Annotated in this window: 22 protein-coding genes and 1 tRNA gene; 17 read left to right on the top strand and 6 right to left on the bottom strand. The window is 45.9% G+C overall.

The window, feature by feature from the left end:
- Positions 1 to 2: 2 nt before the first annotated feature.
- The 5 genes from CIK98_RS11695 to CIK98_RS11675 are packed head-to-tail and all read left to right on the top strand — an operon-like array spanning position 3 to position 6980.
- Entirely contained in the window at positions 3 to 1883 is a 1881-nt protein-coding gene (locus CIK98_RS11695) for an AAA domain-containing protein (RefSeq protein WP_094384416.1), read from the top strand.
- Positions 1884 to 1894: 11 nt separating this feature from the next.
- On the top strand, positions 1895 to 2665 hold the full coding sequence (locus tag CIK98_RS11690) for a DUF1295 domain-containing protein (protein ID WP_094384414.1): 771 nt from the start codon (positions 1895 to 1897) through the stop codon (positions 2663 to 2665).
- A 15-nt stretch (positions 2666 to 2680) separates the two neighbouring features.
- Complete coding sequence (locus CIK98_RS11685; RefSeq protein ID WP_094384515.1) at positions 2681 to 3907, top strand: NADH:flavin oxidoreductase; 1227 nt, start codon at positions 2681 to 2683, stop codon at positions 3905 to 3907.
- 3 nt (positions 3908 to 3910) lie between these two features.
- A complete protein-coding gene (locus CIK98_RS11680; RefSeq protein WP_094384412.1) occupies positions 3911 to 6139 on the top strand; it encodes a cell wall metabolism sensor histidine kinase WalK in 2229 nt (742 codons plus the stop codon).
- A 1-nt stretch (position 6140) separates the two neighbouring features.
- A complete protein-coding gene (locus tag CIK98_RS11675; RefSeq protein WP_094384410.1) occupies positions 6141 to 6980 on the top strand; it encodes an SDR family NAD(P)-dependent oxidoreductase in 840 nt (279 codons plus the stop codon).
- Between the two features lie 92 nt (positions 6981 to 7072).
- On the opposite strand, the gene rnc is transcribed toward CIK98_RS11675, so the two are convergent.
- The 4 genes from rnc to CIK98_RS11655 form a co-directional block, all read right to left on the bottom strand.
- On the bottom strand, positions 7073 to 8107 hold the full coding sequence (rnc, locus tag CIK98_RS11670; RefSeq protein ID WP_094384408.1) for a ribonuclease III: 1035 nt from the start codon (positions 8105 to 8107) through the stop codon (positions 7073 to 7075).
- Positions 8097 to 9359, bottom strand: a complete 1263-nt coding sequence (fabF, locus tag CIK98_RS11665) for a beta-ketoacyl-ACP synthase II (RefSeq protein WP_094384406.1) — start codon at positions 9357 to 9359, stop codon at positions 8097 to 8099. Before fabF ends, rnc begins: the two co-directional genes overlap by 11 nt.
- Before the next feature lie 83 nt (positions 9360 to 9442).
- On the bottom strand, positions 9443 to 9679 hold the full coding sequence (locus CIK98_RS11660; RefSeq protein WP_094380983.1) for an acyl carrier protein: 237 nt from the start codon (positions 9677 to 9679) through the stop codon (positions 9443 to 9445).
- A gap of 206 nt (positions 9680 to 9885) precedes the next feature.
- Complete coding sequence (locus CIK98_RS11655) at positions 9886 to 10890, bottom strand: 4-phosphoerythronate dehydrogenase (protein ID WP_094384404.1); 1005 nt, start codon at positions 10888 to 10890, stop codon at positions 9886 to 9888.
- 171 nt (positions 10891 to 11061) lie between these two features.
- Here CIK98_RS11655 and CIK98_RS11650 point away from each other — a divergent pair, with 171 nt between their 5' ends.
- The 7 genes from CIK98_RS11650 to greA all read left to right on the top strand — a co-directional run bounded on the left by CIK98_RS11650 (position 11062) and on the right by greA (position 16898).
- Entirely contained in the window at positions 11062 to 11667 is a 606-nt protein-coding gene (locus CIK98_RS11650; RefSeq protein ID WP_094384513.1) for a DUF4254 domain-containing protein, read from the top strand.
- Positions 11668 to 11670: 3 nt separating this feature from the next.
- The gene (locus CIK98_RS11645) at positions 11671 to 12723 is read left to right on the top strand and encodes a glycosyltransferase family 9 protein (protein WP_094384402.1); all 1053 of its coding nucleotides are present in this window, start codon (positions 11671 to 11673) and stop codon (positions 12721 to 12723) included.
- 35 nt (positions 12724 to 12758) lie between these two features.
- Positions 12759 to 12923 carry a rubredoxin gene (gene rd / locus CIK98_RS11640; RefSeq protein ID WP_094384400.1) on the top strand — a complete coding sequence of 55 codons (165 nt, stop codon included), beginning with the start codon at positions 12759 to 12761 and terminating at the stop codon, positions 12921 to 12923.
- Complete coding sequence (locus tag CIK98_RS11635) at positions 12923 to 13861, top strand: cation diffusion facilitator family transporter (RefSeq protein WP_172409922.1); 939 nt, start codon at positions 12923 to 12925, stop codon at positions 13859 to 13861. Before rd ends, CIK98_RS11635 begins: the two co-directional genes overlap by 1 nt.
- Positions 13862 to 13879: 18 nt before the next feature.
- Complete coding sequence (locus CIK98_RS11630) at positions 13880 to 14872, top strand: NAD(P)-dependent oxidoreductase (RefSeq protein WP_094384398.1); 993 nt, start codon at positions 13880 to 13882, stop codon at positions 14870 to 14872.
- A complete protein-coding gene (locus CIK98_RS11625) occupies positions 14863 to 15831 on the top strand; it encodes a phosphatase PAP2 family protein (protein ID WP_172409921.1) in 969 nt (322 codons plus the stop codon). The genes CIK98_RS11630 and CIK98_RS11625 overlap by 10 nt, the downstream gene beginning before the upstream one ends.
- 596 nt (positions 15832 to 16427) lie before the next feature.
- Positions 16428 to 16898 (top strand): transcription elongation factor GreA, encoded by a 471-nt coding sequence (greA, locus tag CIK98_RS11620; RefSeq protein ID WP_094384394.1) that lies wholly within the window; start codon positions 16428 to 16430, stop codon positions 16896 to 16898.
- 95 nt (positions 16899 to 16993) lie between these two features.
- On the opposite strand, the gene CIK98_RS11615 is transcribed toward greA, so the two are convergent.
- Both CIK98_RS11615 and CIK98_RS11610 read right to left on the bottom strand, forming a co-directional pair.
- Positions 16994 to 17383: an HIT family protein gene (locus CIK98_RS11615; protein ID WP_094384392.1), complete on the bottom strand. Its 390-nt coding sequence runs from the start codon at positions 17381 to 17383 to the stop codon at positions 16994 to 16996.
- A gap of 73 nt (positions 17384 to 17456) precedes the next feature.
- A complete protein-coding gene (locus tag CIK98_RS11610; protein WP_094384509.1) occupies positions 17457 to 18548 on the bottom strand; it encodes a mannose-1-phosphate guanylyltransferase in 1092 nt (363 codons plus the stop codon).
- A gap of 139 nt (positions 18549 to 18687) precedes the next feature.
- Here CIK98_RS11610 and CIK98_RS11605 point away from each other — a divergent pair.
- The 5 genes from CIK98_RS11605 (at position 18688) to cysS (ending at position 24751) form a co-directional block, all read left to right on the top strand.
- Positions 18688 to 18769, top strand: a tRNA-Leu gene (locus tag CIK98_RS11605).
- A 210-nt stretch (positions 18770 to 18979) separates the two neighbouring features.
- Positions 18980 to 20302 carry a TolC family protein gene (locus CIK98_RS11600; RefSeq protein WP_094384390.1) on the top strand — a complete coding sequence of 441 codons (1323 nt, stop codon included), beginning with the start codon at positions 18980 to 18982 and terminating at the stop codon, positions 20300 to 20302.
- Positions 20303 to 20356: 54 nt separating this feature from the next.
- Positions 20357 to 21442 (top strand): HlyD family secretion protein, encoded by a 1086-nt coding sequence (locus CIK98_RS11595; protein ID WP_094384388.1) that lies wholly within the window; start codon positions 20357 to 20359, stop codon positions 21440 to 21442.
- A 4-nt stretch (positions 21443 to 21446) separates the two neighbouring features.
- Positions 21447 to 23135, top strand: a complete 1689-nt coding sequence (locus CIK98_RS11590) for an MFS transporter (RefSeq protein WP_094384386.1) — start codon at positions 21447 to 21449, stop codon at positions 23133 to 23135.
- A 125-nt stretch (positions 23136 to 23260) separates the two neighbouring features.
- Positions 23261 to 24751 (top strand): cysteine--tRNA ligase, encoded by a 1491-nt coding sequence (gene cysS, locus CIK98_RS11585; RefSeq protein ID WP_094384384.1) that lies wholly within the window; start codon positions 23261 to 23263, stop codon positions 24749 to 24751.
- The last annotated feature ends 5 nt before the right edge of the window (positions 24752 to 24756 follow it).

Below are 24756 nucleotides of genomic sequence, written 5' to 3'. Positions count from 1 at the left end.
AAATGACAGAATCTCCCATACTCGCACTTCAGCAACAACGCATACTCCTTGAAATAGAATATAACGTGGACAAGGAGGAACATAAAAAACAAATGGAAGCCAAGGGACTCGAGCGCTTGGCCAAGAGGGGCGATGTGTGGCTTAACGTAAGATTCGGCCGCAGCTACTACAATTCGTTAAACCAGCTCTCGGTGGAAATACTGAGAACACAAGACAATGAGATTGAACACAATTTCGAGTTCGGACGACCGGTATATATCATCTTTACTGAAAAGCCGAGCAACAAAAACGAAAAGAGGACAAAGTCGATAAATGGTACAGTGAGCTACGTGGATGGTGACAGAATGGTGGTTGTAGTGCCTGACGGCACCGACACAGTAGGAATGCAGACTGCATCGTCGCTCTACGTACAGCTTGGCTTCGATGAGACAACCTATCGCCTTATGTTTGAGGCTCTCGACCGGACCATCAGTGCCAGAGGCCGTCTTGGCTATCTGCGCGACCTCTTCTATAGCAACCATAAAGCCGAAACATTTACGTTTGCCCCGCTAAGCTTCCCGTTTCTGAATGTGTCACAGGAAAGGGCAGTAAACGAGGTGCTTAGGGCAAAGGATGTTGCGGTGGTGCACGGACCGCCTGGAACAGGAAAGACCACTACGCTCGTGGAAGCCATCTATGAGACATTGCGACGAGAGAACCAGGTTCTTGTCTGTGCGCAAAGCAATATGGCTGTTGACTGGATTTCAGAAAAACTAGTGGACAGGGGAATTAATGTGCTGCGAATAGGCAATCCTACAAAGGTGAACGACAAAATGCTTTCCTTTACCTACGAACGACGCTTTGAGAGTCATCCTGACTATCCACAGCTTTGGGCTATAAGGAAAGCCATACGCCAGTTGCGGGCAAACCGAAAGCGAGGCGACAACAGCTTCCACCAGAAGATGGAACGACTGAAGGAGCGGGAGATAGAACTCGAACTGAGAATAAGAAACAAACTCTTCGGAGAGGCGAGGGTCATTGCATCCACTCTTGTGGGCAGTGCAAACCGACTGCTCGACGGAATGAAATTCGGTACGCTCTTTATCGACGAGGCGGCACAGGCTCTCGAGGCCGCATGCTGGATTCCTATTCGGCGTGCCACAAGGGTGATACTTGCGGGCGATCATTGCCAGCTACCGCCTACAATAAAAAGCATTGCTGCCATGAAAGGCGGACTCGACAAGACGCTTATGCAACGTATAGTAGAATGCAAGCCTGAGGCAGTAACACTGCTGAAAATGCAATACCGAATGAACGAAGACATAATGCGCTTCTCTTCTGACTGGTTCTACAATGGACAAGTGGAAGCGGCACCAATGGTGAAGTATAGAGGTATACTCGATCTTGATAAGGCAATAGAATGGAAAGACACGTCTGGCAATGCTTACCACGAGGAATTCGTAGGCGATAACTTCGGACGTATAAACAAAGAGGAAGCTCAGCTTACACTACTTTCGCTTGCTGAATATTTTGTGCGCATAGGCAGACAGCGAATCATTGACGAGCGTATCGACGTGGGAATAATATCACCTTACCGTGCACAAGTACAATATCTGCGGCATCTGATAAAGAAGACCGACTTCTACAAACCTTTCAGAAAGATAATATCCGTAAATACCGTTGACGGATTCCAAGGTCAGGAGCGTGACATCATCGTGATATCAATGGTGCGCAGCAACGAGGAAGGACAGATAGGATTCTTGAGAGACCTGCGCCGAATGAACGTGGCTATCACGAGGGCAAGGATGAAACTCATCATCCTTGGAGATTCTGCCACTCTCATCCGGCATCCATTCTATCGTCGACTGAAAGAATACATTGACAGTTTGAGTGAAACATATTAATATCAATCGTTATGGATCATACCTTATATATATATAACGCGACGCTTTGGACGATGACAGTCATCGCTGTCTTCGTATTTGCATGCCTTTATTTCGTGAAGGCAGGCTATGGTATATTTCGAACCAAGGCATGGGGATGGTCGATAGACAATAAGGTGGCATGGGTGCTAATGGAAGCACCTGTGTTTATAATAATGCTATGGATGTGGACAAGCAATGGGGCGACAACCGCTTTGCCAGCTTTCTTTGCATTCCTGCTTTTCCAGATGCATTATTTTCAACGATCGTTTGTCTTCCCCCTGCTGATGAAAGGAAAGAGCCGGATGCCCATTGCCATCATACTTATGGGTGTCACGTTTAATGTAGTGAATGGCATCCTCTTGGGCAAGGGACTCTTCAGCTTTCCTCCGTCTAGTTTCAACGAGGGAACGGCATTTTTCCTCCGTCCACTGTCACTATTTGGCATCGCTGCTTTCTTCCTTGGCATGGGCATCAACCTACACTCCGACCATGTTATCCGCCATTTGCGAAAGCCTGGCGACACCAATCACTATCTGCCCTCCAAGGGGCTATACCGCTATGTCACCTCAGCAAACTATTTTGGAGAACTCATAGAATGGATAGGTTTCGCTCTCTTCACCACCATACCCGCCGCATGGGTTTTCGTCATCTGGACAGCTGCCAACCTAATTCCCCGTTCAGCTGCCATACATAAGTGCTATCGCAAGGAATTCGGCGATGCCGTGGGAAAAAGAAAAAGAATTATTCCATTTATATATTAATAAATAGAGATGATTATGGTATCAAAACTCTTCACACCAGTAAACATAGGACCGCTGACTCTGAGGAACAGAACAATTCGCTCTGCAGCCTTTGAGAGCATGTGCCCGGGCAATGTTCCGAGCAAACAGTTGCTTGACTATCATCATTCGGTAGCCGAAGGAGGCGTAGGAATGACCACAGTGGCATATGCCGCAGTGTGCCAGAGCGGACTCTCCTTTGACCGTCAGCTTTGGATGCGCCCGGAAATTGTCCCAGGCCTCAGGGAACTAACCGATGCCGTACACAAGGAAGGTGCAGCCGCATCTATCCAACTCGGTCACTGCGGCAATATGTCGCACAAAAGCATCTGTGGTTGTTTGCCCGTGGGAGCCTGTAGCGGTTTTAACCTCTATTCGCCCACTTTCGTCCGCGGATTGCGTGCCGACGAACTGCCGGAGATGGCACGTAACTATGGCAATGCCGTGCGTCTGGCTCGAGAGGCTGGTTTCGATGCTGTTGAGGTGCATGCTGGACATGGATATCTTATCAGCCAGTTTCTTTCTCCTTCCACTAATCACCGCAAGGATGAGTTTGGAGGATGTCTCGAAAACCGAATGCGCTTCATGGATATGTGTATGGACGAGGTTATGAAGGCAACAGGGAACGACATGGCTGTGTTAGTGAAGATGAATATGCGCGATGGATTCAAGGGTGGAATGGATATCGATGAGGCTCTTTTAGTGGCAAAAAGACTGCAGCAGGATGGTGCACACGCACTGGTGTTGAGCGGTGGCTTCGTTAGCAAGGCTCCGATGTATGTGATGCGTGGCGAGATGCCAATACGCACCATGACACACTACATGGACTGCTGGTGGTTGAAGTATATGGTGAGATTAGTGGGCAAGATGATGATACCTTCGGTGCCATTCAAGGAAGCTTATTTTCTCGACGATGCACTGAAGTTCCGCATGGCTCTGCCCGATATGCCGCTTGTGTATGTGGGAGGATTAGTCTCAAGAGACAAGATAGACGAGGTGCTCAATGCCGGTTTTGAGGCAGTACAGATGGGCCGCGCACTACTCAATGAGCCAGGCTTCGTTAACCGAATGAAGGCAGAGGAAAACGCCCGTTGCAACTGCCGTCACAGCAACTACTGCATTGCCCGAATGTACACACTCGACATGGCTTGTCACCAACACTTGGATGAGGAACTACCACGATGCCTGAAGCGTGAGATTGAGGAAATAGAGAAAAAAGGATGATATATGAATAAGCTACTGACCCTATTGGCTCTTTTGGTGCTACTGACTTTCATCGGTTGTTCCGACAAGGGGACTGCGGGCAAAACTAAGGGTACTGACAGCACACACGCGAAAGAGTATATCACCAAAATAAGCCTTCAGGAGCCCGACCGCGCCCTTGCCATCATCGACACAATGGAGATGAACAAGGAGGCGTTGTCGTATGAACTGAATTACTTGCGTTTTGCTATCTATGTAAACGGTTTCTCCGATATGAAGATGGCGGAATATTATGGCAAACAGGTGTTGAAGGACTCCGTTGAGCTAAAGAAAGACGTGAAATGCCATTTCACTATTTTGAACACACTTGCCGACATTGCCAACCAAAACAGCCAATACGCCCAAAGCATAAAATACGCGAAGGAGGCCTACGACCTGGCAAAAAAAAACAATGTCAAAGAGTATGAGGTGTCGGCTACGGAAGCCTTAGCGCTGAGTCTCATAAAACTTGGCGACGACGAAAATGGATTCAAACTCTTTGCTGAGGGAAAGGACGAAATTCTCAAGTCGTTGGATCAGGACGTTGACTTCAGGAAGGTTAACAATGCCTACTCCTTCGTGGGCAACTACATGGAAAGTCTCATGACAGCCAAAAGATACTACGAGGCGGGACTGCTGATTCCTGACCTGCTCAACATCACAAAGAAAATGGAGGCGGTGGACGACGTGATGGACGGGGTGGTGGAATACCGCCAGCTCCACACCTACGGAATGCTGATGAAGTACTACGACAAGACGGGCAACACAAAGGAGTCGGAGAAATATCTCGCACTGATACAGAAGTCGCAGCTCGCGGGAACGAGTTTCGTGGAGGCCCTTGTTTCGGAGCATTACCTAAACGTGGGCGACGTGAAACGCCTTGCGGAGATGACCGCCAGCATAAGGGAAAACGCAGTGGCAAACAACGACACCCTCTCGGAGTTTTTCGTGGAATATGTGCTCGACTATGAGAAATATATAAGTAAGGCTCAGGGCAACTACCGCGAGGCTTTCGAGAAGGCGGAGGTGATAAGCAGCGTGAAGGACTCGATAGCCAAGCGCACAAACGAGGAGGACGGCGCACGACTGGCTAAAATCTACGAGACGCAGGAGAAGGAACGCCTCTTGGCGGAGAAGGACGCGCAGTTGTCGTGGCATAAAGGCATCTTCGTGGTCGTGGCGGTGGTTTTGGCGCTCGCCTTAGTGTTCATTGTCATGCTGCTGATGTTTAACCGCAAGGTGAATCGCCGCAACAAGACCATTGTCTCAACAATTAACCAAATGATGGAGAAAGAGGGTGAGCTGACACGACTGCGCCTCAGCGACGACGCGAAGAACGTGGATCCCGACGAAATGCGCCTAATGCAGAGCCTCGAAATGCTGAAGGACGACATGCCGATGGACGACATTTCCACTGCATTGGGCTTTACAGACGCTGCCGACTTTGCCAAGAAGTTCTACACCCATTTCGGCATCCACGCTGAGGAATACCGCAAGTGGTCGAGACAACTCAGTGAGCAGGAGAATACGGGCGTGAAAGAGGCGAAGCAGATGAGAGATTCGTTCATCAGCAGCATGTCGCATGAGATACGCACTCCGCTAAACCAAATTTATGGTTTCGTGCAGCTGCTTACCGATCCAAATATACAGCTCTCCGATGACGAGAAACGACAGTATAACGACATTATAGGTGACCAAACCAGATACATGACACGCTTAATAAACAAGTTTCTTGAGATTTCAGAATACGAGAGCAACGATGAGCCGCTGCCATGCGAGAAAGTCTCAATAGATGAATTGTTTGATGAAGTAAATTCCGTTGTGCCTCGACCAGCTGACGGAGTGGAGCTTACCTTCTGCAACAGTAACAACGTTGCAGAGCTGAAAACCAATCGCAAAGGACTCTCGCGCATCCTTCTGTGCATAGTGGGTAATGCAGTGAAATTCACTTCTTCGGGCTATATTAAGGTGGAATGCAACACAAATGTTGAAGGCAACATGATTTTTTCTGTCACCGATACTGGTATTGGAATACCGATGGGTGATGAGGAGCGCATCTTTGACCGCTTCTACAAAGTTGATAGCTTTGTCCCAGGCCCAGGACTCGGCCTTTCATTGGCACGGGTGATTGCCGGCCGAATAGGAGCAACCATTGTTGTAGATAGGAGCTATAAGGATAAAGGCTCGAGATTTGTTGTAACATTATTTAATTGATATGAAGAAATTAGCAATAATCACTGGAGCTGACGGATGTATGGGCTCTGAGATAGCGCGGGCTGTGGCTATTGAGGGCTTTCATGTAGTCATGGCTTCAAGAAATATTGAACGCGCAAAGCAAAAGCGAAAGTGGATAATATCTGAATCGGGAAATCCTGATGTAGAGATTATTTACATCGACCTTGCCTCTCTGAAGAGCGTAAGGGCTTTCGTCGAGGAGATATTCAAGCGCGAAGCGCCTGTGGCTTTGCTTATGAACAACTCTGGCATAATGGAACAACAGGGACGCACCATCACCGAGGATGGTATGGAGCGTACTGTGCAGGTGAATTATGTTGGACACTACCTGTTGTCAAGACTCCTTGTACCTAAGATGGAAAGGGGAAGCAGGATAGTGTCGATGACGTCGCTCACTTACCGATGGGGTAGGATAGACTTCCCGACGTTTTTCAATTCAGGATGCCGCGGATCGTATTGGCGTATATTCCCGTATTTCAACTCAAAGCTTGCCATTACGCTTTTCACCATAAAACTCGCCAAGGAACTGAAAGACAAGGGTATAATGGTTAATTGCGCCGATCCAGGCATTGTGGCCACAGACATAATATACTTCAAGATGTGGTTTGACAGTCTCACACGTGTGTTTTTCGCTCCCTACATCCGCACGCCTCGCCAAGGAGCTGCCACGGCTATCCGTCTTCTTCTGTCGAAGGATGTTGAGGGGCAGACTGGTACATTCAACCTTTCCTGTCATGAGAAGAAATTGGGTAAGAAATATACCCAAAGTCCTATGCTCGAGAAGTTATGGGCTGAGACAGCAAAAAGGGTTGGGTTATAATTTGTCTCTAAACAAGAAAAAGACAGGAGGAATCCCAATAGTCCTCCTGTCTTAATGATATAGGATATTGAAAGGATTTCATAAGGAAGAACCTATTCGGCGAAAGCAGCAGCTTCGGCTGCGGCAATGATGTCTTCACGCGACTGTGTCTTTGGCTTTGCCGTAATGTCAGAGAGGTCGAACTCGTCGCTCTGGATGGTTGTTGGATTTGATGTCTCAGTCATTTCGACAGCCTGTGGCTTAATGTCCTTTTCTTTATGTTCACAGTTATCTTCCTTGTTTGCAGTAATGATGAAATCGTTCTTCTCTTCGGTGTCTGGCACGTTAAGTATAGGACTTTCTTCCATTTTTGTCCTGTTGCCTTTAGCTTCAAAAACAGCATCAATAAACTGCGGCTCGCGTTTCAGTCTTTGAAGGGTTTCCTTAGCAGCATTTTGCTGGCTTTCTTTTTTAGAGTAACCTAATCCCGATGCACCTTCAAGTCCTTCTATCAAAGTCTTGTAGTTGAAGGTTGGGCTACCAGTATTGTCTTTTCCCTGACTGATAAGTTTGAAATCAAGTCTCACCTTGTTTTTTTGACTCCATTCAATGAGTTTGCTTTTGAAGTTCACCTCTTTGTATGCCACTTTATCGATGTTGATAAGTTTTTGGAGAATCTGTTTCTGCATGAATTTCATGCAGTAGTTGTATCCCCTGTCGAGATATATGGCGCCTACGAGTGCTTCGAAAGCGTTACCTCCAACATAGCTGTTGTGAGTGTTGTTGTGTCCTGCCGACAGTATGAGTTGGTTAATACCCATTTCCTGTGCTAGCTTGTTGAGAGTGTCTCTCTGTACGAGTTTACTTCTGGTGTTGGTGAGAAATCCTTCCCGTTTTCCTTCGAAGTGCCTGTATACTATATCGCCCACTACAGCGTCGAGTATGGCATCGCCGAGGAATTCAAGCCTTTCGTTGTTTACTGGTTTTCCCTTTGCGTTTCTTTTGGCTACGCTTTTGTGCATAAGTGCCATTTTGTAGTATTCTATATTTTGTGGATAGAATCCCAAAATGGAGTAAAGAGAAGAAAAAAGCTCCTTCTCCTTTCGGAAAGGGAGCCTTAATCTGTCAAAGAGTATATTATTCAGCATACTTTTTGAATACTACGCAAGCATTGTGTCCACCAAAACCGAAGGTGTTGCTAATGGCGGCGCGTACTTCACGCTTCTGTGCTTTGTTGAATGTGAAGTTGAGGTTGTAGTCAATCTCTTCGTCGTTGTCGCCTTCCTCGTGGTTGATGGTTGGAGGGACGATATCGTTTTTCACAGCCAGAATGGTGGCCATGGCCTCAACAGCTCCTGCAGCTCCGAGCAGGTGACCTGTCATTGACTTTGTAGAGCTGATGTTGAGTTTGTATGCAGCCTCTCCGAATACCTCTTTGATGGCCTTTGCTTCAGAAATGTCTCCCACGTGTGTGGAGGTGCCATGTACGTTAATGTAGTCGATGTCTTCAGGCTTCAGACCAGCGTCTGCCAGTGCATTCTCCATTACGAGGCGAGCACCGAGACCTTCTGGATGAGAGGCTGTGATGTGATATGCGTCGGCGCTCATGCCTTCGCCCACCATCTCTGCATAGATTTTTGCTCCGCGAGCCTTTGCGTGCTCAAGTTCCTCAAGAATGAGACAACCAGCTCCTTCACCCATGATGAAACCGTCGCGTGATGCGCTGAACGGACGTGAGGCGGTCTGAGGAGAGTCGTTACGAGTGCTCAGTGCATGCATGGCGTTGAATCCGCCTACGCCACAACCGCATATGGCTGCTTCTGCACCACCGGCAACGATGGCGTTGGCTTTCCCGAGACGTACGAGGTTGAATGCGTCAGCAAGTGCGTTTGTAGAAGATGCACAAGCCGAAGTCGTTGTATAGTTGGGGCCGTGGAAGCCGAAGTTTATAGATATCTGTCCTGCTGCGATGTCAGCAATCATTTTAGGGATGAAGAACGGATTGAACTTTGGACCGTCTTCTTCGTGTATACCGTAGTACTTCACTTCATCCTCGAAGGTCTTTATACCACCGATACCCACACCAAAAACCACACCAATGCGGTTTTTGTCTACGCTTTCCAAGTCCATGCCACTGTCCTTTACGGCCTGCATTGCCGAAATCATGGCCAGCTGTGTGTAGCGGTCCATCTTGCGAGCCTCTTTACGGTCGATGAATTCGGTGATGTTTAGATTCTTAACTTCGCATGCGAACTGTGTCTTGAACTTTGAAGCGTCAAACAATGTAATAGGCGCAGCACCGCTCACTCCATTGACTAGGCTATTCCATGTCTCCTCTGGAGTGTTGCCGACGGGAGTAACAGCTCCCATACCTGTTACAACTACTCTTTTTAATTCCATGTAAAAAATTGTTGTTGAAAAAGTTGAATGAAGACAATTGGGAATTTCAGAATGTGAAATTCCCAATTGGCATAGATTCAAGATTATTTTGAATTCTCTTCGATGTAAGCGATAGCGTCGCCTACAGTGCCGATCTTCTCAGCCTTGTCGTCTGGGATAGATACACCGAAAGCTTTCTCAAATTCCATGATGAGCTCTACAGTGTCGAGAGAGTCTGCACCGAGGTCGTTAGTGAAGCTTGCTTCTGGCTTTACTTCTGCTTCGTCAACACCGAGTTTTTCTACGATGATTTCCTTTACTTTAGATTCAATTTCTGACATAATTTTGTTGTTTAAAATGTTAATACTGATTTCTATCTTAAAGTTTTCGGGTGCAAAGTAACTAATTTTTAGTCAATTATGCAAATGTTTTTAAAGAAAAAGTGATGAAAATTGCACACGCAACCCTTGATTGTGCATGTTTTTTGACCAAAATCAAGCATTTTATGCTCTTTTTTAGTGTGAATAATACATTTTTCAGTATGTTGTCACACTTCATATTTCTCTCGTCTGAGACGATAATTTCCACGTTGTTCCTCAAAACCTTCTGGATGTGACTTTAGAAGGACTGTGTCGAACAGAGGGTCGTAGAGGTCAAGTGGTGTGTTGAAACTGAAACTGGCTGGCAAGTGTGGAGGTGACACAAGACCTGGATTGGGCACGTTGAAAAATCGGCACAGTGAATCAATCACCATATTGTCGGCATTGGTCTTTCCGTCGGCTGAGTAGCCTGCTATATGTGGCGTGGCTATGTAGGCTCTTCGAAGGAGCTCCCTATCGATGTCAGGCTCGTTTTCCCATGTGTCTATCACTGCATTGGATATTATGCCGCAGTCCATAGCTTCAAGCAGTGAACGCTCGTCTACCACGCCGCCACGGCTTGTGTTGATGATCGTAATGTCGGGGCGTGACATGCCCATAAGAAAATTGCGGTCGGCCAGATGGTAGGTGTGATGTGGACCGCTATGTGTTAGAGGCACGTGGAAGGTGACAACATCGGCGTTTAGGCGGATGTCGTCGAGACTGACGAATTTTGGGTCGGGAATGAAGGGGTCGTTGACTATTACTCTCATGCCATACTTTTCCCCGATGCGTTTGACCTGTTTGCCTACATGTCCGCATCCCACAATGCCGAGCGTGGATTTGTCGAGACGGAGGTGCTTGTCGCGCTGAAGACTGAGCAACGTGGTTTCGATATATTGTCCCACCGAGGAAGCGTTGCATCCCGGACAGTTGACCCAGCGTATTCCAGCGCTATCGAGATATTGGGTGTCGAGGTGGTCTATTCCTATGGTGGCAGTGGCCACAAACTTCACATTGGTGTGTTCGAGCAATTGGCGATTGCAGCGTGTCCTTGTACGTACTATGAGTGCGTCGGCATCAGTTAGGTCGTCATGTGTGATGTCAGCTCCTTTGATGTATCTTACATCTTTCGTTATCCTTTCAAGAACTTCCCTGATATATGGTATTTTGTCGTCAACTATAATTTTCATATTTTATATAGATTAGGTGAACAAAAAAGATGATTTTTTGATTAATCTGCCGCAAAAGTACATAAAAACTCTAAAAAATAACCATATTTAGGGGAAAAAGTACGTTTTTTGTTTGATATTTGAAAAAGAATGCTTAGATTTGCAGATAAAAACGAAAAAAAGAATAACAAAATGTCATTTTCAGAACATTGCAACAAGGTATTCAATCAAGCAATTAGAGACTATCATCTGACAGACAATGTTGACGTACAGATGAATAATCCCTATGATAGAGGCACTATTGATTATAGTCTGTACATGAAGTGTTGGATAGACACAGTGCAGTGGCATTTCGAGGATATCATACGCGACCCTCATATTAATGCCGACGACGCTGTGGCGCTAAAGAGGCGCATAGACCGGAGCAACCAAGACCGTACTGACTTGGTGGAGGAGATAGACAGTTATTTCCGCCAGCAGTATAGCCATGTGGTTCCACTTCCAGAAGCTCGCATCAACACCGAGAGCCCAGCATGGGCTATTGACCGTCTTTCCATATTGGCCTTGAAGATTTATCACATGAAAGAGCAGACAGAAAGGACTGATGCTACGGTGGAACACTGTCAAAAGTGCGAGGCCAAGCTAAGTGTGCTCATTGAGCAGCAGCAGGATCTTGGCACTGCCATCGACCAGTTGCTTGAGGATATTGAGGCTGGAAGAAAGTATATGAAGGTGTATCGTCAGATGAAAATGTATAACGACCCATCTACCAACCCCGTGCTTTACGGCAAGAAATAGGAGATGAAAAAAGAGCATATACTTATAATGCGCTTTTCCGCATTAGGTGATGTAGCCATGATGGTGCCTGTGGTCTATTCATTGGCCATGACTTACCCTGATGTAAGAATAACAGTGCTGAGCAGGAAATTTGCGCGCGCCTTCTTTGATGACTTGGCGCCTAACGTGTATTTCATGGGTGCAGACCTGAACATGGAGTATCGCGGAGTAAAAGGCCTTAACGCCCTTTACAGAAGGTTGATGGCCAAAAATTTCACTGCAGTGGCTGATTTCCATAATGTGCTTCGTTCTGACTATCTCAGACTTAGGTTTAATCTCGACCGCTATCGTGTGGCTCATATTAATAAAGACCGTGCGGGGCGAAGAAAGTTGACTGCAAAGGGAAAAAAGTGTCTGAAGCAGCAAGATTCTCCTTTCAAGAAATATGCTGATGTTCTTGCCAGACTGGGTTATCCCATCGAGAATAATTTCAAGTCGTTGTTTTCAGAAGAAGGCGGCAACTTGAACCTTTTGCCGGCACTGTTCGGACCGAAAAATTCTTTTGAGAGGTGGATAGGCATAGCCCCATTCGCTGCACATGAAGGGAAAATATATCCTGAGAGACTTATGTGGCAGGTTGTCGACCAACTTTTGGCCTGCGATCCACAAGTCAAGATATTCCTCTTTGGAAAGGGTAAGAAGGAAGAGGCTACCTTCGAGGAATGGTGTGCGAAAAACCAGCGATGCGTAAGTGTATCGAAGCATCTGGAAACTATGCATCAGGAACTGATACTGATGAGCCACCTTGACGTAATGGTGTCGATGGACAGTGCCAACATGCATATGGCCTCGCTCGTGGCTACGCCAGTGGTAAGCATATGGGGCGCCACTCATCCTTTGGCAGGATTCATGGGATGGGGGCAGAGTCTGGATAATGTCGTGCAGTTGGACCTCCCGTGCCGTCCGTGCAGCATCTTTGGCAACAAGCCTTGTCTTCGTGGCGACTACGCTTGTCTGCGAAATATAGCCCCGGAGTATATTGTGGAAAAGGTTATGAAGATAATTGGTTCAAAATAATATTCACTTATTTAATTTAAAGAAAGGAAAGAATTATGAAAAAGTACATTTGCGACACTTGTGGCTGGGTTTATGATCCTGAAGTAGGCGATCCTGAAGGTGGAATAGCTGCCGGAACTGCATTTGAGGATATTCCAGATGATTGGGTTTGCCCTCTATGTGGTGTAGGTAAGGACGATTTCTCTCCAGTGGAAGAATAATGGTCATTAGTCAGAAAGAACGCGAAAAGAAAATTTATCGCGTTACACTCGCCGGAAGCATCATAAACATGGTGCTCCTGGCGTTTAAATTTGTAGCTGGTGTATTGGGAGGATCGGCGGCAATGATTGCCGATGCTGTCCATTCCCTTTCCGACTTTCTCACCGACATTGTCGTGGTGGTGTTCGTGCGCATCAGCGCGCGGCCTAAGGACCTTGACCATGAATATGGACATGGAAAATATGAAACACTGGCAACCTCCATTATTGGTCTCGGATTGATTGCCGTGGGAGTGACTATATGTTATAACGGAATACTCTGCATTTTCAGGGCTATGAAGGGGGAAGATTTGCCCCAACCGGGAATAATTGCCCTCTTGGCGGCTCTTGTGAGCATTGCTATGAAGGAATGGGCATACCAGTTTACGGTTAGGGTGGGGAAGAAGGTGGATTCTCCTGCCGTAGTGGCAAATGCGTGGCATCACCGCAGCGACTCCTTCTCTTCAATAGGCACGGCAATAGGCATCGGTGGCGCCGTACTGCTCGGACATCGTTGGGCTGTACTCGATCCTATTGCGGCTGTGCTGGTCAGTCTATTCATTATCAAGACTGCGTTAACGCTGCTTAGACGGTCGGCGGACGAACTGTTGGAGAAAAGCCTGCCTGAGGATGTGGAGAAAGAGATTGTTGACATTGTAAGTAAGGAACCTGTAGCAAGCGAGATACACCATCTCTGCACCCGCCGCATAGGAAATGCCGTAGCTATTGAGATGCATGTAAGAATGCCTGGAAATATGACTCTTTATGAGTCGCATCTGCATGCCACGCAGATAGAGAAAAGGCTGCGTGAAAGGTTTGGCGAAAACACACATATTGGACTTCATGTTGAACCGCAAAAAGTAGATGGGCAATATGTGAAACCAAATATTACGAAAGTATAATAATACGAAACTTGAATTATGAACATATTGATAACAGGTGCAACGGGGTTCATCGGAAGTTTTATCGCTGAAGAAGCGGTAAAAAGAGGCATGGACGTGTGGGTGGCTGTGAGAAACACAAGTAGTCGGAAATATCTCAACGACGAGCGTATAAGGTTTCTTACACTAGATTTCTCCTGTCAGGAACAGATGGCTTCCCAAATGAAAGGTCTAAGGTTTGATTATGTTGTACATGCCGCTGGCATTACAAAATGTGTTGACGTCGCCGACTTTCACCGTGTGAACACCGAAGGAACAAGGCTATTTGTTGAGGCATTGCTACAGACACGACAGCCGCTCAGGCGTTTTGTTTATCTGAGTAGTCTTAGCGTGTGTGGGGCTGTAAAAGAGACCCCGCCTTACCAGCCTATCAGTGAAGACACTCCGCCACAACCCAATACCGAATATGGCAGAAGCAAGTTGGCTGCAGAGGAATGGCTTGCTACAGTAAATGGTTTGCCATATATCGTGCTTCGTCCTACGGGTGTATATGGTCCACGGGAGCGCGACTATTTCATGATGGCAAAGAGCATCAGACAGCACATTGATTTCGCTGTAGGCTACAAGCCGCAGGCACTTACCTTTATCTATGTGCTCGATGTGGTGCAGGCTGTGTTTCTCGCACTTGAGAATGGGAAGATAGGCAGGGCATATATCATAAGTGACGGATGCGACTACGACTCCCGTCACTTCAGTGACCTTATACGCCATGAACTTGGCAATCCGTGGCTAATGCGCATAAAAGCTCCTCTTTGGCTGCTTAGGATTATAACATATGTAGGCGAGTATGCAGGAAGGCTGACAGGTAGTGTTTCTGCCCTTAACAACGATAAGTACCATATCTTGAAACAGCGCAATTGGCGCTGCGACATTACTAGAGCCCGTCGTGAACTTGGCTTCAATCCAGAATATAATCTCGAACGCGGTGTGAAACTTACCATTAAATGGTATATCGACAATAAATGGTTATGAACATAATAATACTTTTCCAAAAAGAAAAAAATCCAAAGAAAGGATTGCTGGCTGCTGAATATGCTATGTTGTACTATCTTGTGGCCACGCTTATCTTGATGTTTTTTACATACACTAAGTTGCATAATCCAGAGTCGATGCTCTTTGGCAGAGTCAGGATATTGGCCATGACATTTGCTCTTTGGGCTGTATACAGGATGCTCCCCTGTCGCTTCACGCGTTTCTGTCGTATTGCGGCTCAACTGGCTCTTTTGTCGTGGTGGTATCCCGACACGTATGAGTTTAACCGCATGTTTCCTAATCTCGACCATTTGTTTGCACGTTGCGAGCAGTGGTTGTTTGGTTGTCAGCCCTCATTGTTGTTCGCCGATTTTTTCTCCCATCCCGTGTTCAGTGAGCTGATGGATTTGGGATATGCATGTTATTATCCTTTGATAGCTGTTGTCATTGTTTATTTTTTCTTTTGGCGATACAATGAGTTTGGCAGGGCGTCGTATGTCATTCTTGCTTCTTTTTTCACCTATTATATATTATATATAGCAATTCCAGTGGCTGGTCCGCAGTATTATTATCATGCTGTAGGTATAGAGGAAATAGCCCGCGGAGTGTTCCCTGATGTCCACGATTGGTTTGCCACTCACCAGGAGGCAATGAAAAGTCCGGGCTATACCGACGGTTTTTTCTATCAGATGGTTACCGACGCCCATAATGCCGGTGAGCGTCCCACGGCAGCCTTCCCGAGCAGTCATGTGGGTGTGAGCACCATCCTTCTGCTACTTCTATGGCGGGTTGGCAACACCCGGAGGCTTTTGCTTTGGCTTACGCCTTTCTATGCTCTGCTTTGCCTCTCCACAGTATATATCTATGCCCACTATGTAATAGATGTTTTTGGCGGGTGGATTTCTGCTGTTTTGTTCTTTTTAGTGTTTTATTATCTTTATCCTTATATAAAAGACTGATTTAAAGTGCTTTAAGGAAAAATGTGGGTACAGGAATGCGCACAGATGATACGATTGTGTGCGAACACAACATATTGATATGTATCAAAATATATCAGAAAAAAATCAAAAATCGATGGGTAAATGATACGACTTATAGAAAAACGTCGTACCTTTGCATCGTCAAAAGACAAATAGGTAATAAAGCCTACAAGGTAAAGAATTGTTCAGGAAATTAATTTGATTTTTAGTTATAGAGGTTATTTAGGTAATAAGATTGATTTGTTTCGTTTGATAGGTTAGTTATTTAGTTTTTAGTTAGGTAATAGGTTAGTATTTTAGGTAACGCAAAAATAGAGTCGTGAGACTATTGATTTGCACAAGAATTTGTATCTCAATATGGCCTGGCAGCGGCGACGTTGTCAGGTCGTATTGTTTTTTATGCGAAAATATTTGGTGGTTTCAAAAAATATACTTACCTTTGCAGCAGAAATGGTAAGATGATTATAAAACTATGTGGGATTCCGACATTAAAGGATGTCGGAATTCTGTTTTTTTTCGTCTTTGCCCAACTAACAATACGAAATTTGTTTAACCCTTAAATTATTACAATTATTATGGCTTATATGTCGCAAGAAGGCTACGATAACATGGTGGCCGAACTAAAACGTTTGGAAAGTATTGAGCGTCCTAAAGCGTCAGCAGCTATAGCAGAAGCCCGTGATAAGGGCGACCTCAGTGAAAATTCCGAGTATGATGCCGCCAAAGAGGCACAGGCACATTTAGAAGATAAAATCAACAAACTCAAACTTGCTATCAGCGAGGCAAAGATTGTTGACACATCTCGCTTGAGCGCTGATATAGTACAGATACTTACAAAGGTGGAGATGACTAATCTTGCTACAAAGGCAAAGATGTCTTATACCATTGTAAGTGAAAACGAAGCAGACTTACGTCAAGGAAAAATCTCTATCAAAACCCCCATTGCACAAGGATTGTTGGGAAAAAAGGTGGGTGATGAAGTTGAGATAAAAATACCGCGTGGAGTGATAAAGATCAGAATAGATAACATATCTATTGCTCAATAGTCCCAAAATGAAGAGTATAAAAATGAAGAATGAAGAATAAGTTGTGCATAATCTGCGTTTGTCTTATTCTTCACTCTTTATTTTTTCACTCTTCTTTATAAATTGTTTCTTATTGCTTCGGCAATCTGATTAAACTCATCCTCTGTGAACTTGAGCTTGTCCTTACGGAAATCCACGTCAGCTTCTGAATTCATAGGAATGAGATGAATGTGGGCATGGGGAACTTCCAAACCAAGTACCACCTGAGCCACCTTTCGGCATGGAAAAGCCTTTTTCAGTGCCATTGCCACCTTCTTTGCAAACACCTGATATTCTGCTATCTCCTCGTCGTCCATGTCGAATATATAGTCCACTTCGCGGCGTGGTATTACTAATGTGTGGCCCTTTGCCACAGGGTTGATGTCGAGGAATGCGTAGAATTTTTCACTCTCCGCACATTTGTAGCTTGGTATCTCACCAGCTGCGATTTTTGAAAAAATGTCCATTATGTTATTCTTTTTAATGTTATGTCTATTATCTCCTTTTATCTTCGTTCCGCTACTTTTTGCAAAAGAAGAGCTAGATATACTTGTCTCCAAACTTCATCTGAACTTCGTTCACATATTTTCTCATAAGTCCAGAGGTGTCGCCCTTTTTGCATATCAGCAACACGTTGTCGTGCTCTGCCACAATAAAGCCTTCAAGACCGTTTATTACGGCCAATTTGTCCTTGGGTAGTTTCACTACATTGTTTTTGCTGTTTTCCATTATCACTGTTGAGTCAATCACAACATTGTCGGTATCGTCGCGTCGCAGACATTCATATATGGAATGCCATGTGCCGAGATCCGCCCATCCGAAGTAGCACTTCATTACGCATACGTTGTCGAGACGTTCGAGCACGCCATAGTCAATCGACAGATTAGGAAATGAAGAGTAGTATTTTTCAAGAAACGAGAGAAGATTGGGTATGGTGACCTCTTCAGGACTGATTTTTTCCTTTATAAGCGACGTTAGCTCAACAAACAGCTTTTCGCAACTTTCTATGAAGGTGCTGATGTTTGAAAGGAAGATGCCAGTGTTCCAGTAAAACTCGCCACTGTCTACAAACACTTGGGCAAAGTCACGCTCAGGCTTTTCTGTAAACGAACGCACGTGGTAAACACCCTTGGTCATTGTCGGGTCGCCTAACTGGATATAGCCGTATCCAGGCTCTGGACGTGTGGGTTTCACACCCATGGTGATATATACATTGTGCTGTCCCACGAGTTCCAAGGCTTCATTTACATTGTCGGCAAAAGCCTGCTCGTTGAGAACAAAAAGGTCTGAAGGCGACACTATGACGCGTGCGTCTTTATCCTTGCTCGCAATCTTCAGCATTCCCCATGCCACACTGGGAGCCGTGTTTCTATTTACAGGTTCCACAACAATGTTCTCATCGCATACTTGTGGCAGTTGTTCTTTTACAAGCGATGCATATTCTGTGTTGGTAGTGATGAAGATATTCTCTTTTGGCATTATTTTGACAAAACGATCGTAGGTGGCTTGAAGCTGAGTCCTGCCAAATCCAAAAAAGTCAATAAACTGCTTTGGATGATTGTCTCGGCTACAGGGCCACAACCTGCGACCCTTTCCTCCTGCAAGTATAATACAATAGTTTTTTAGGCTCATATTACATATTATATTTATGGGTTTGACGTTTTCGCCCACTAAATTACATATAAATATTGAATAATAGTAATATTTTTAATTTTTTTAGCTGAAAAATTTGCCAGTTAACAAAATTATGTGTACCTTTGCACGCAGAAAAGCCCAGATGGCGGAATCGGTAGACGCGCTGGTCTCAAACACCAGTGGAGCAATCCGTGCCGGTTCGACCCCGGCTCTGGGTACTTATAAATTTTCAAACGCCCTGCAAGCATCAACTTGCAGGGTGTTTTTTTTTGGAGTATCCTCTACCTTCTACCCTCTACCTTCTACCTTTTACCCTCTTCCTTCTTCCCTCTTACACAAAAGGAAAATATGAACAGTTTGTTCCCTTTTATGAATATGTGTATCTAAAAAGAAATGAGTACCTTTGCACCCGATTTATTTAAATTGATATGAAATTATTATTGTTCACATTTTCTTTAATGCTTTTCCCTAAAGCTATAGAGGCTCAGGAGAAGCTTACACTTAAGCAATGCCTTGATATTGGCATTGAGAATAATTTGACGCTGAAAGTTGCTAGAGGAGAGATTGTAAAAGGTAAACACAACATCAGCGAAAACCGTTCAAGACTGTTGCCGCAGATAAATTTCGCGGCATCGCTAAACGACAACTTCGACCCACCTGTGTCTGTAACCGACGGTACGGCTTATGGCAAAACCTACAACGTGACGAAAACGTTGCAGTATAATTCTTCGGCGGCATTGTCATTGCAGATGCCTTTGTATAGCCAGACCGCACTCACCGCACTGGAAATCTCAAAGACACTTGACAACCTTAACCAGCTTTCTTATGAAAAAGCCAAGGAAGACTTGATAATGCAAATTTGCAAGATTTACTATCTGATTCAAAACACAACAGAACAGATATCCCTAGTAAATGACAACATTAGACGGCTCACGGAACTGAAAGACATCGCGCAAGCTTTCTTCGACAATGGTATGGCGCTCGAGGTAGACCTAAAGAGAGTGAATGTCAGCCTTGAGAATTTCACCGTTCAACTCGACAATGCCAAGGCGATGCTTTCTGAGCAATATAACATGCTGAAATATGTTATCGACTATCCGTTTGAGAAAGATATCGTTGCGGAGGAAATGTCTGTAAACGAAATTAAGATGGCCGAGCTCTCTGGACTAAATACCAGCCTTTATGAATTCCAGCTTATGCAGAAAAAGTTGCAGCTGGCCGAGCAACAAAAGAAGTTGGCCAAGGATGGTTATCTTCCTACATTGGCATTGAGTGCCAACTGGGCATATACTGCCTATACCGACAAGTTTAAAAACTGGTTCCACTCCGGAGAGTCAAACCATTGGTACCAGTCTAATGGCATTGGTCTGTCGCTACGTGTCCCCGTGTTCGACGGATTCGAAAAACGGTCGAAAATACGTAAGGCGCAGGCAGACATCGACAATGCAAAACTGTCGTACGAGAACTTGTTGAAAAACATGCAGACACAGTATGCAAACGCAATTAACGACCTTGCCAACAATCGTCGTAACTTCAACAAGCAACGCGAGAACTATCAGCTTGCCGAAGACATCTATGGTGTGACTGTCGACCGCTATCGTGAAGGCATCGTCTCGATGGTGGAGGTGCTGCAAGATGAAATGAGCATGAGTGATGCACAAAACAACTATCTCACCGCCAATTATAACTTCAAGATATCAAACCTTAACGTCTTGAAACTCACCGGACAACTGGGTAAGTTAACGGAATGATAAGAGGGAAGAGGGTAGAAGGAAGAGAATAAAAAACAATTAATACACATAACAATGGAAGATAAAGAAAAGCAGATGACAGCCGAAGAGAAGGCTAAGAAACTGAAAAAGCAACGTGCAAGACAAATGATTGTAAGCCTCATAGGTGTGGCTGTGCTCGTATGGGGTTTAATAGAGGTGGTATTCATGTTTCTCGATTTCAAAAACAACGAGACCAGCAATGATGCACAAATAGAACAGTATCTCTCACCTGTCAACCTGCGTGCCACAGGATATATAAAGAAAATATATTTTACTGAACATCAGAGCGTTAAAAAAGGAGATACGCTACTTGTGCTCGACGATAGCGAATATCGCATACGGGTGATGGAGGCAGAGGCCGCCCTTAAGGACGCTATGGCTGGCAAGGCGGTAATGGGAGTCACTAAGCAGACTACAGAAAAGTCGGCCGACGTGTATGAGGCATCGATAGCTGAGATAGAGATACGCCTTTCTAAACTCGAGAAAGACCGTCAGCGCTATCAGAATCTCGTGGAGCGCAATGCTGCCACTCCCATTCAGCTTGAACAGATAGAGACGGAATATGCTGCTACGAAAAAGAAACTCGACGCCACACGCAGACAGCAGAAGGCTGCTTATTCGGGAGTTAACGAGGTGAGCAACCGTATTGCAAATACGGAGGCGGCCATAGAAAGGGCAACCGCCGCGTTGGAAATGGCAAAGCTCAACCTTTCTTATTGCGTGGTGACTGCTCCGTGTGACGGAAAACTCGGACGCCGCTCTCTTGAGGAAGGACAGTACATCAATGCCGGACAAACCATTACCTACATACTGCCAGAGTCGCAGAAGTGGGTTGTCGCAAACTATAAGGAGACTCAGGTGGAGAATCTCTACGTGGGTCAGAAGGTGCGCATGACTGTTGACGCTTTGAGCGACAAAGTGTTTGAGGGTAAGGTGACTGCCATTTCCGGTGCCACCGGATCAAAATATTCTCTCGTGCCTACCGACAACTCAGCAGGCAACTTTGTGAAAATACAGCAACGTGTGCCGGTACGCATTGATTTTGTCAATCTGTCAAAGGAAGACAACGACCGTCTGGCTGCGGGCATGATGGTGGTTGTGAAAGCGGAGAGAAGATAATAATATGAACAAGAATTTCCCGTTCTATGACTGGGTGCCCAAGCCTCTCGGAATAATCTTTCTGATTTTGCTTTTCATACCTATCATGACCGTCAGTGGAGTCTATTCGGCAAACAGCAGTGAGATGGTCGGTGGGCTGGGCATACAGTCTGAACATATATCGTTTGTGGGATTTGTCACCTCGGTGGGAATGGCGGCTTTCTCGCCGTTCTTTTATACCGTGGTGTGCCTTAGACGCCAAAAACTGATGAGTCTCATCGGATTTCCCATCCTTATTGTTTTAAGCTACGTATGCGCACGCACTGAAAGTGTGTTTGTGCTCGGACTGTGCAGCTTGATTATGGGTTTTGTGCGTCAGACGCTGCTCATGACCACTTTGTTCACACTTATAAAGTACGGATTCCATATTGAGGCCACCAACAACCTCACGGCAGGTAATGAGCCTCTAAAAGAGGAGGATTGGGACAAACTCGACACCGAGAAGACCACCTCCATGCCCACCATCTATTTCTTCTTCATGGTGCTCGGACAGATAGGAACATGGCTTACGGCATGGTTTGCCTATTATTATGAGTGGCAGTATGTCTATTACGTCATGATGGCATCTATGCTGGTTGCAGTGCTCGTCACACTTGTGGCAATGCCTTTCAATCCTTATCCAACGAAACATCCGCCGCTGTCGTTTTCCAAGTTCGGCAATGTTGTGGTGTTCTCTGCCATGTGCTGTTCTTTTATATATATAATGGTATATGGAAAGACGCTTGACTGGTATGACGACCCGACCATACGCTGGTCTACGGTTATCTGCATCGTCTCAACCATTTTGTTTGTCTATTTAGAGAAGACACGCCAGTCGCCGTATTTCGTGCTTGAGGCACTGAAGTGGCGTAGCATACAGGGAGGCATTCTGCTCTTTCTCGGCTTGATGATACTCAACTCAAGCCAGATGTTTGTAAATATTTTTGTTGGAGTGGGAATGAAGTGCGACAACCTGCAGATTGCCGAATTGGGCAACTGGACCCTCGTGGGCTATTTCCTCGGATTGGTGGCCGCCATCATTGCCAGTGCCAAGCACATACATCTGAAGTGGCTGTTTTCCATGGGATTCGTTTTTATTGGCCTTTCTGCCTTGTATATGTATTTCGAGGTGCAGACCGATGGTATGTACGAACGTATGAAGTGGCCTGTCATTATACGTGCCACGGGCATGATGTTGCTTTACTCGCTGACGGCAGTATATGCCAACCAGCGCATGCCATACCGTTTGATGTCAACTTGGGTATGTATCATGCTCACTGTGCGTATGATAATAGCACCAGGCATTGGTTCTGCTATCTATACCAACGTGTTCCAGCATCGCCAGCAGCATTATATCACCCGTTATGCTCAGGAGTATGACCGTATGAATCAGACAATTGCGGCTAATTACGACCAGGCTGCCCGTGGGATGATGTATCAGGGAAAGAGTGAGACCGAGGCCCAGCAAATGGCATCTATCTCCACGAAGGGAAAAGTGCAGGTGCAAGCCACTATTACAGCAATAAAGGAAATGTCTGGTTGGACCATCTATGCCTGTCTCGTTTGTGCTTTGATAGTTGTTGTTGTGCCCTGGCCAAAACGCGACATCAGCCGCGACACAAAGGAATGGTTTATGTCAAAGACTTTGACTCCGCCGTCGTGGAGAGGAGAATAATTGATATCTCCCTCCTCTTTCCCTCTCCTCTCTCCTCAAAAATGTGAAAAAGAGAGCGAATTATTTTGTATTGTCAGCAATTTATTTTAACTTTGCACGCTGAAACCGTTTAAATATATACTATTATGGAACAAAATTTGCTGATTTATAATACACTTACCCGCACTAAGCAGCTCTTCAAACCGCTGAATGCTCCTAATGTAGGCATGTATGTTTGTGGACCAACCGTATATGGCGACCCGCATCTTGGCCATGCACGTCCAGCCATCACCTTCGACATCCTTTTCCGCTATCTGAAACATCTCGGATATAAGGTTCGTTACGTCCGTAACATCACCGATGTGGGCCACCTTGAGCACGATGCCGACGAAGGTGACGACAAAATAGAGAAGAAGGCACGGCTCGAGCAGCTTGAGCCAATGGAGATAGCACAGTACTACACTAATCGCTATCACGACGCCATGAAGGCGCTCAATGTCCTGCCGCCAAGCATTGAACCTCATGCCACAGGACATATCATCGAGCAAGAGGAACTCGTAAAGGAAATCATGGCTAACGGCTATGCCTACGAGAGCAACGGAAGCATTTATTTCGACATTGAAAAATATAATAAAGACCATAAGTACGGCATTCTGTCGGGACGTAACCTCGACGACGTGATTAACAATAGCCGCGAACTTGACGGAGTAGGGGAGAAACGCAATCAAGTAGACTTCGCTCTCTGGAAAAAGGCGCAGCCTGAGCATATCATGAGATGGCCAAGCCCATGGAGCGACGGATTCCCAGGATGGCACTGCGAGTGTACAGCCATGGGACGAAAATATCTCGGAAGCGAATTCGATATTCATGGAGGTGGCATGGACCTCATCTTCCCGCACCACGAATGCGAGATTGCACAGGCTGTGGCAAGCCAGGGAAAGCCGATGGTAAAATACTGGATGCACAACAATATGATTACCATCAACGGACAGAAGATGGGCAAGTCGCTTGGCAATTTCATCACACTCGAACAGTTCTTCACCGGCAATCACGAGCTTCTGAAGCAGGCGTTCAGCCCAATGGCCATACGCTTCTTCATCCTTTCTGCCCATTATCGCGGCACCGTCGACTTCTCAAACGATGCCCTTGTGGCAAGCGAGAAGGGACTCGAGAGGCTCATGAACGGACTTGCCGACCTCGACCGCATTCAGCCACAGGCCGACTGCGACGCAGAGACAAAGAAGATGGTGAACGAACTGCGACAGAAATGCTACGACGCCATGAACGACGACCTCGCCACTCCTCTTGTCATCAGCCATCTGTTTGAGGCATGCTCTGTGGTGAACAAACTGCTCGACCACAAGGCCACCATCTGCCAGGATTGTCTCGAAGAGCTGAAGTCAACCATGCGCCTCTTTGCCTTTGACATACTTGGTCTTGCCGACGAGAAGGCCGCCAACAACGAGGCACGCGAGGAAGCCTACGGAAAGGTGGTAGACATGGTGCTCGACCTTCGCTCCAAAGCCCGTGCCAACAAGGATTGGGCTACCTGCGACCAGATTCGTGACGCCCTCAAAGCCGCCGGTTTCGAAGTGAAAGACACAAAAGACGGATGTGTGTGGAAGCTTAACAAATAAAATAT

The organism is Prevotella sp. P2-180, from assembly GCF_002251435.1.
Taxonomy (GTDB): Bacteria; Bacteroidota; Bacteroidia; order Bacteroidales; family Bacteroidaceae; genus Prevotella.
The sequence above is the reverse complement of the archived record's forward strand: the minus strand, read 5'-3'. Positions and strand labels throughout refer to the sequence as shown.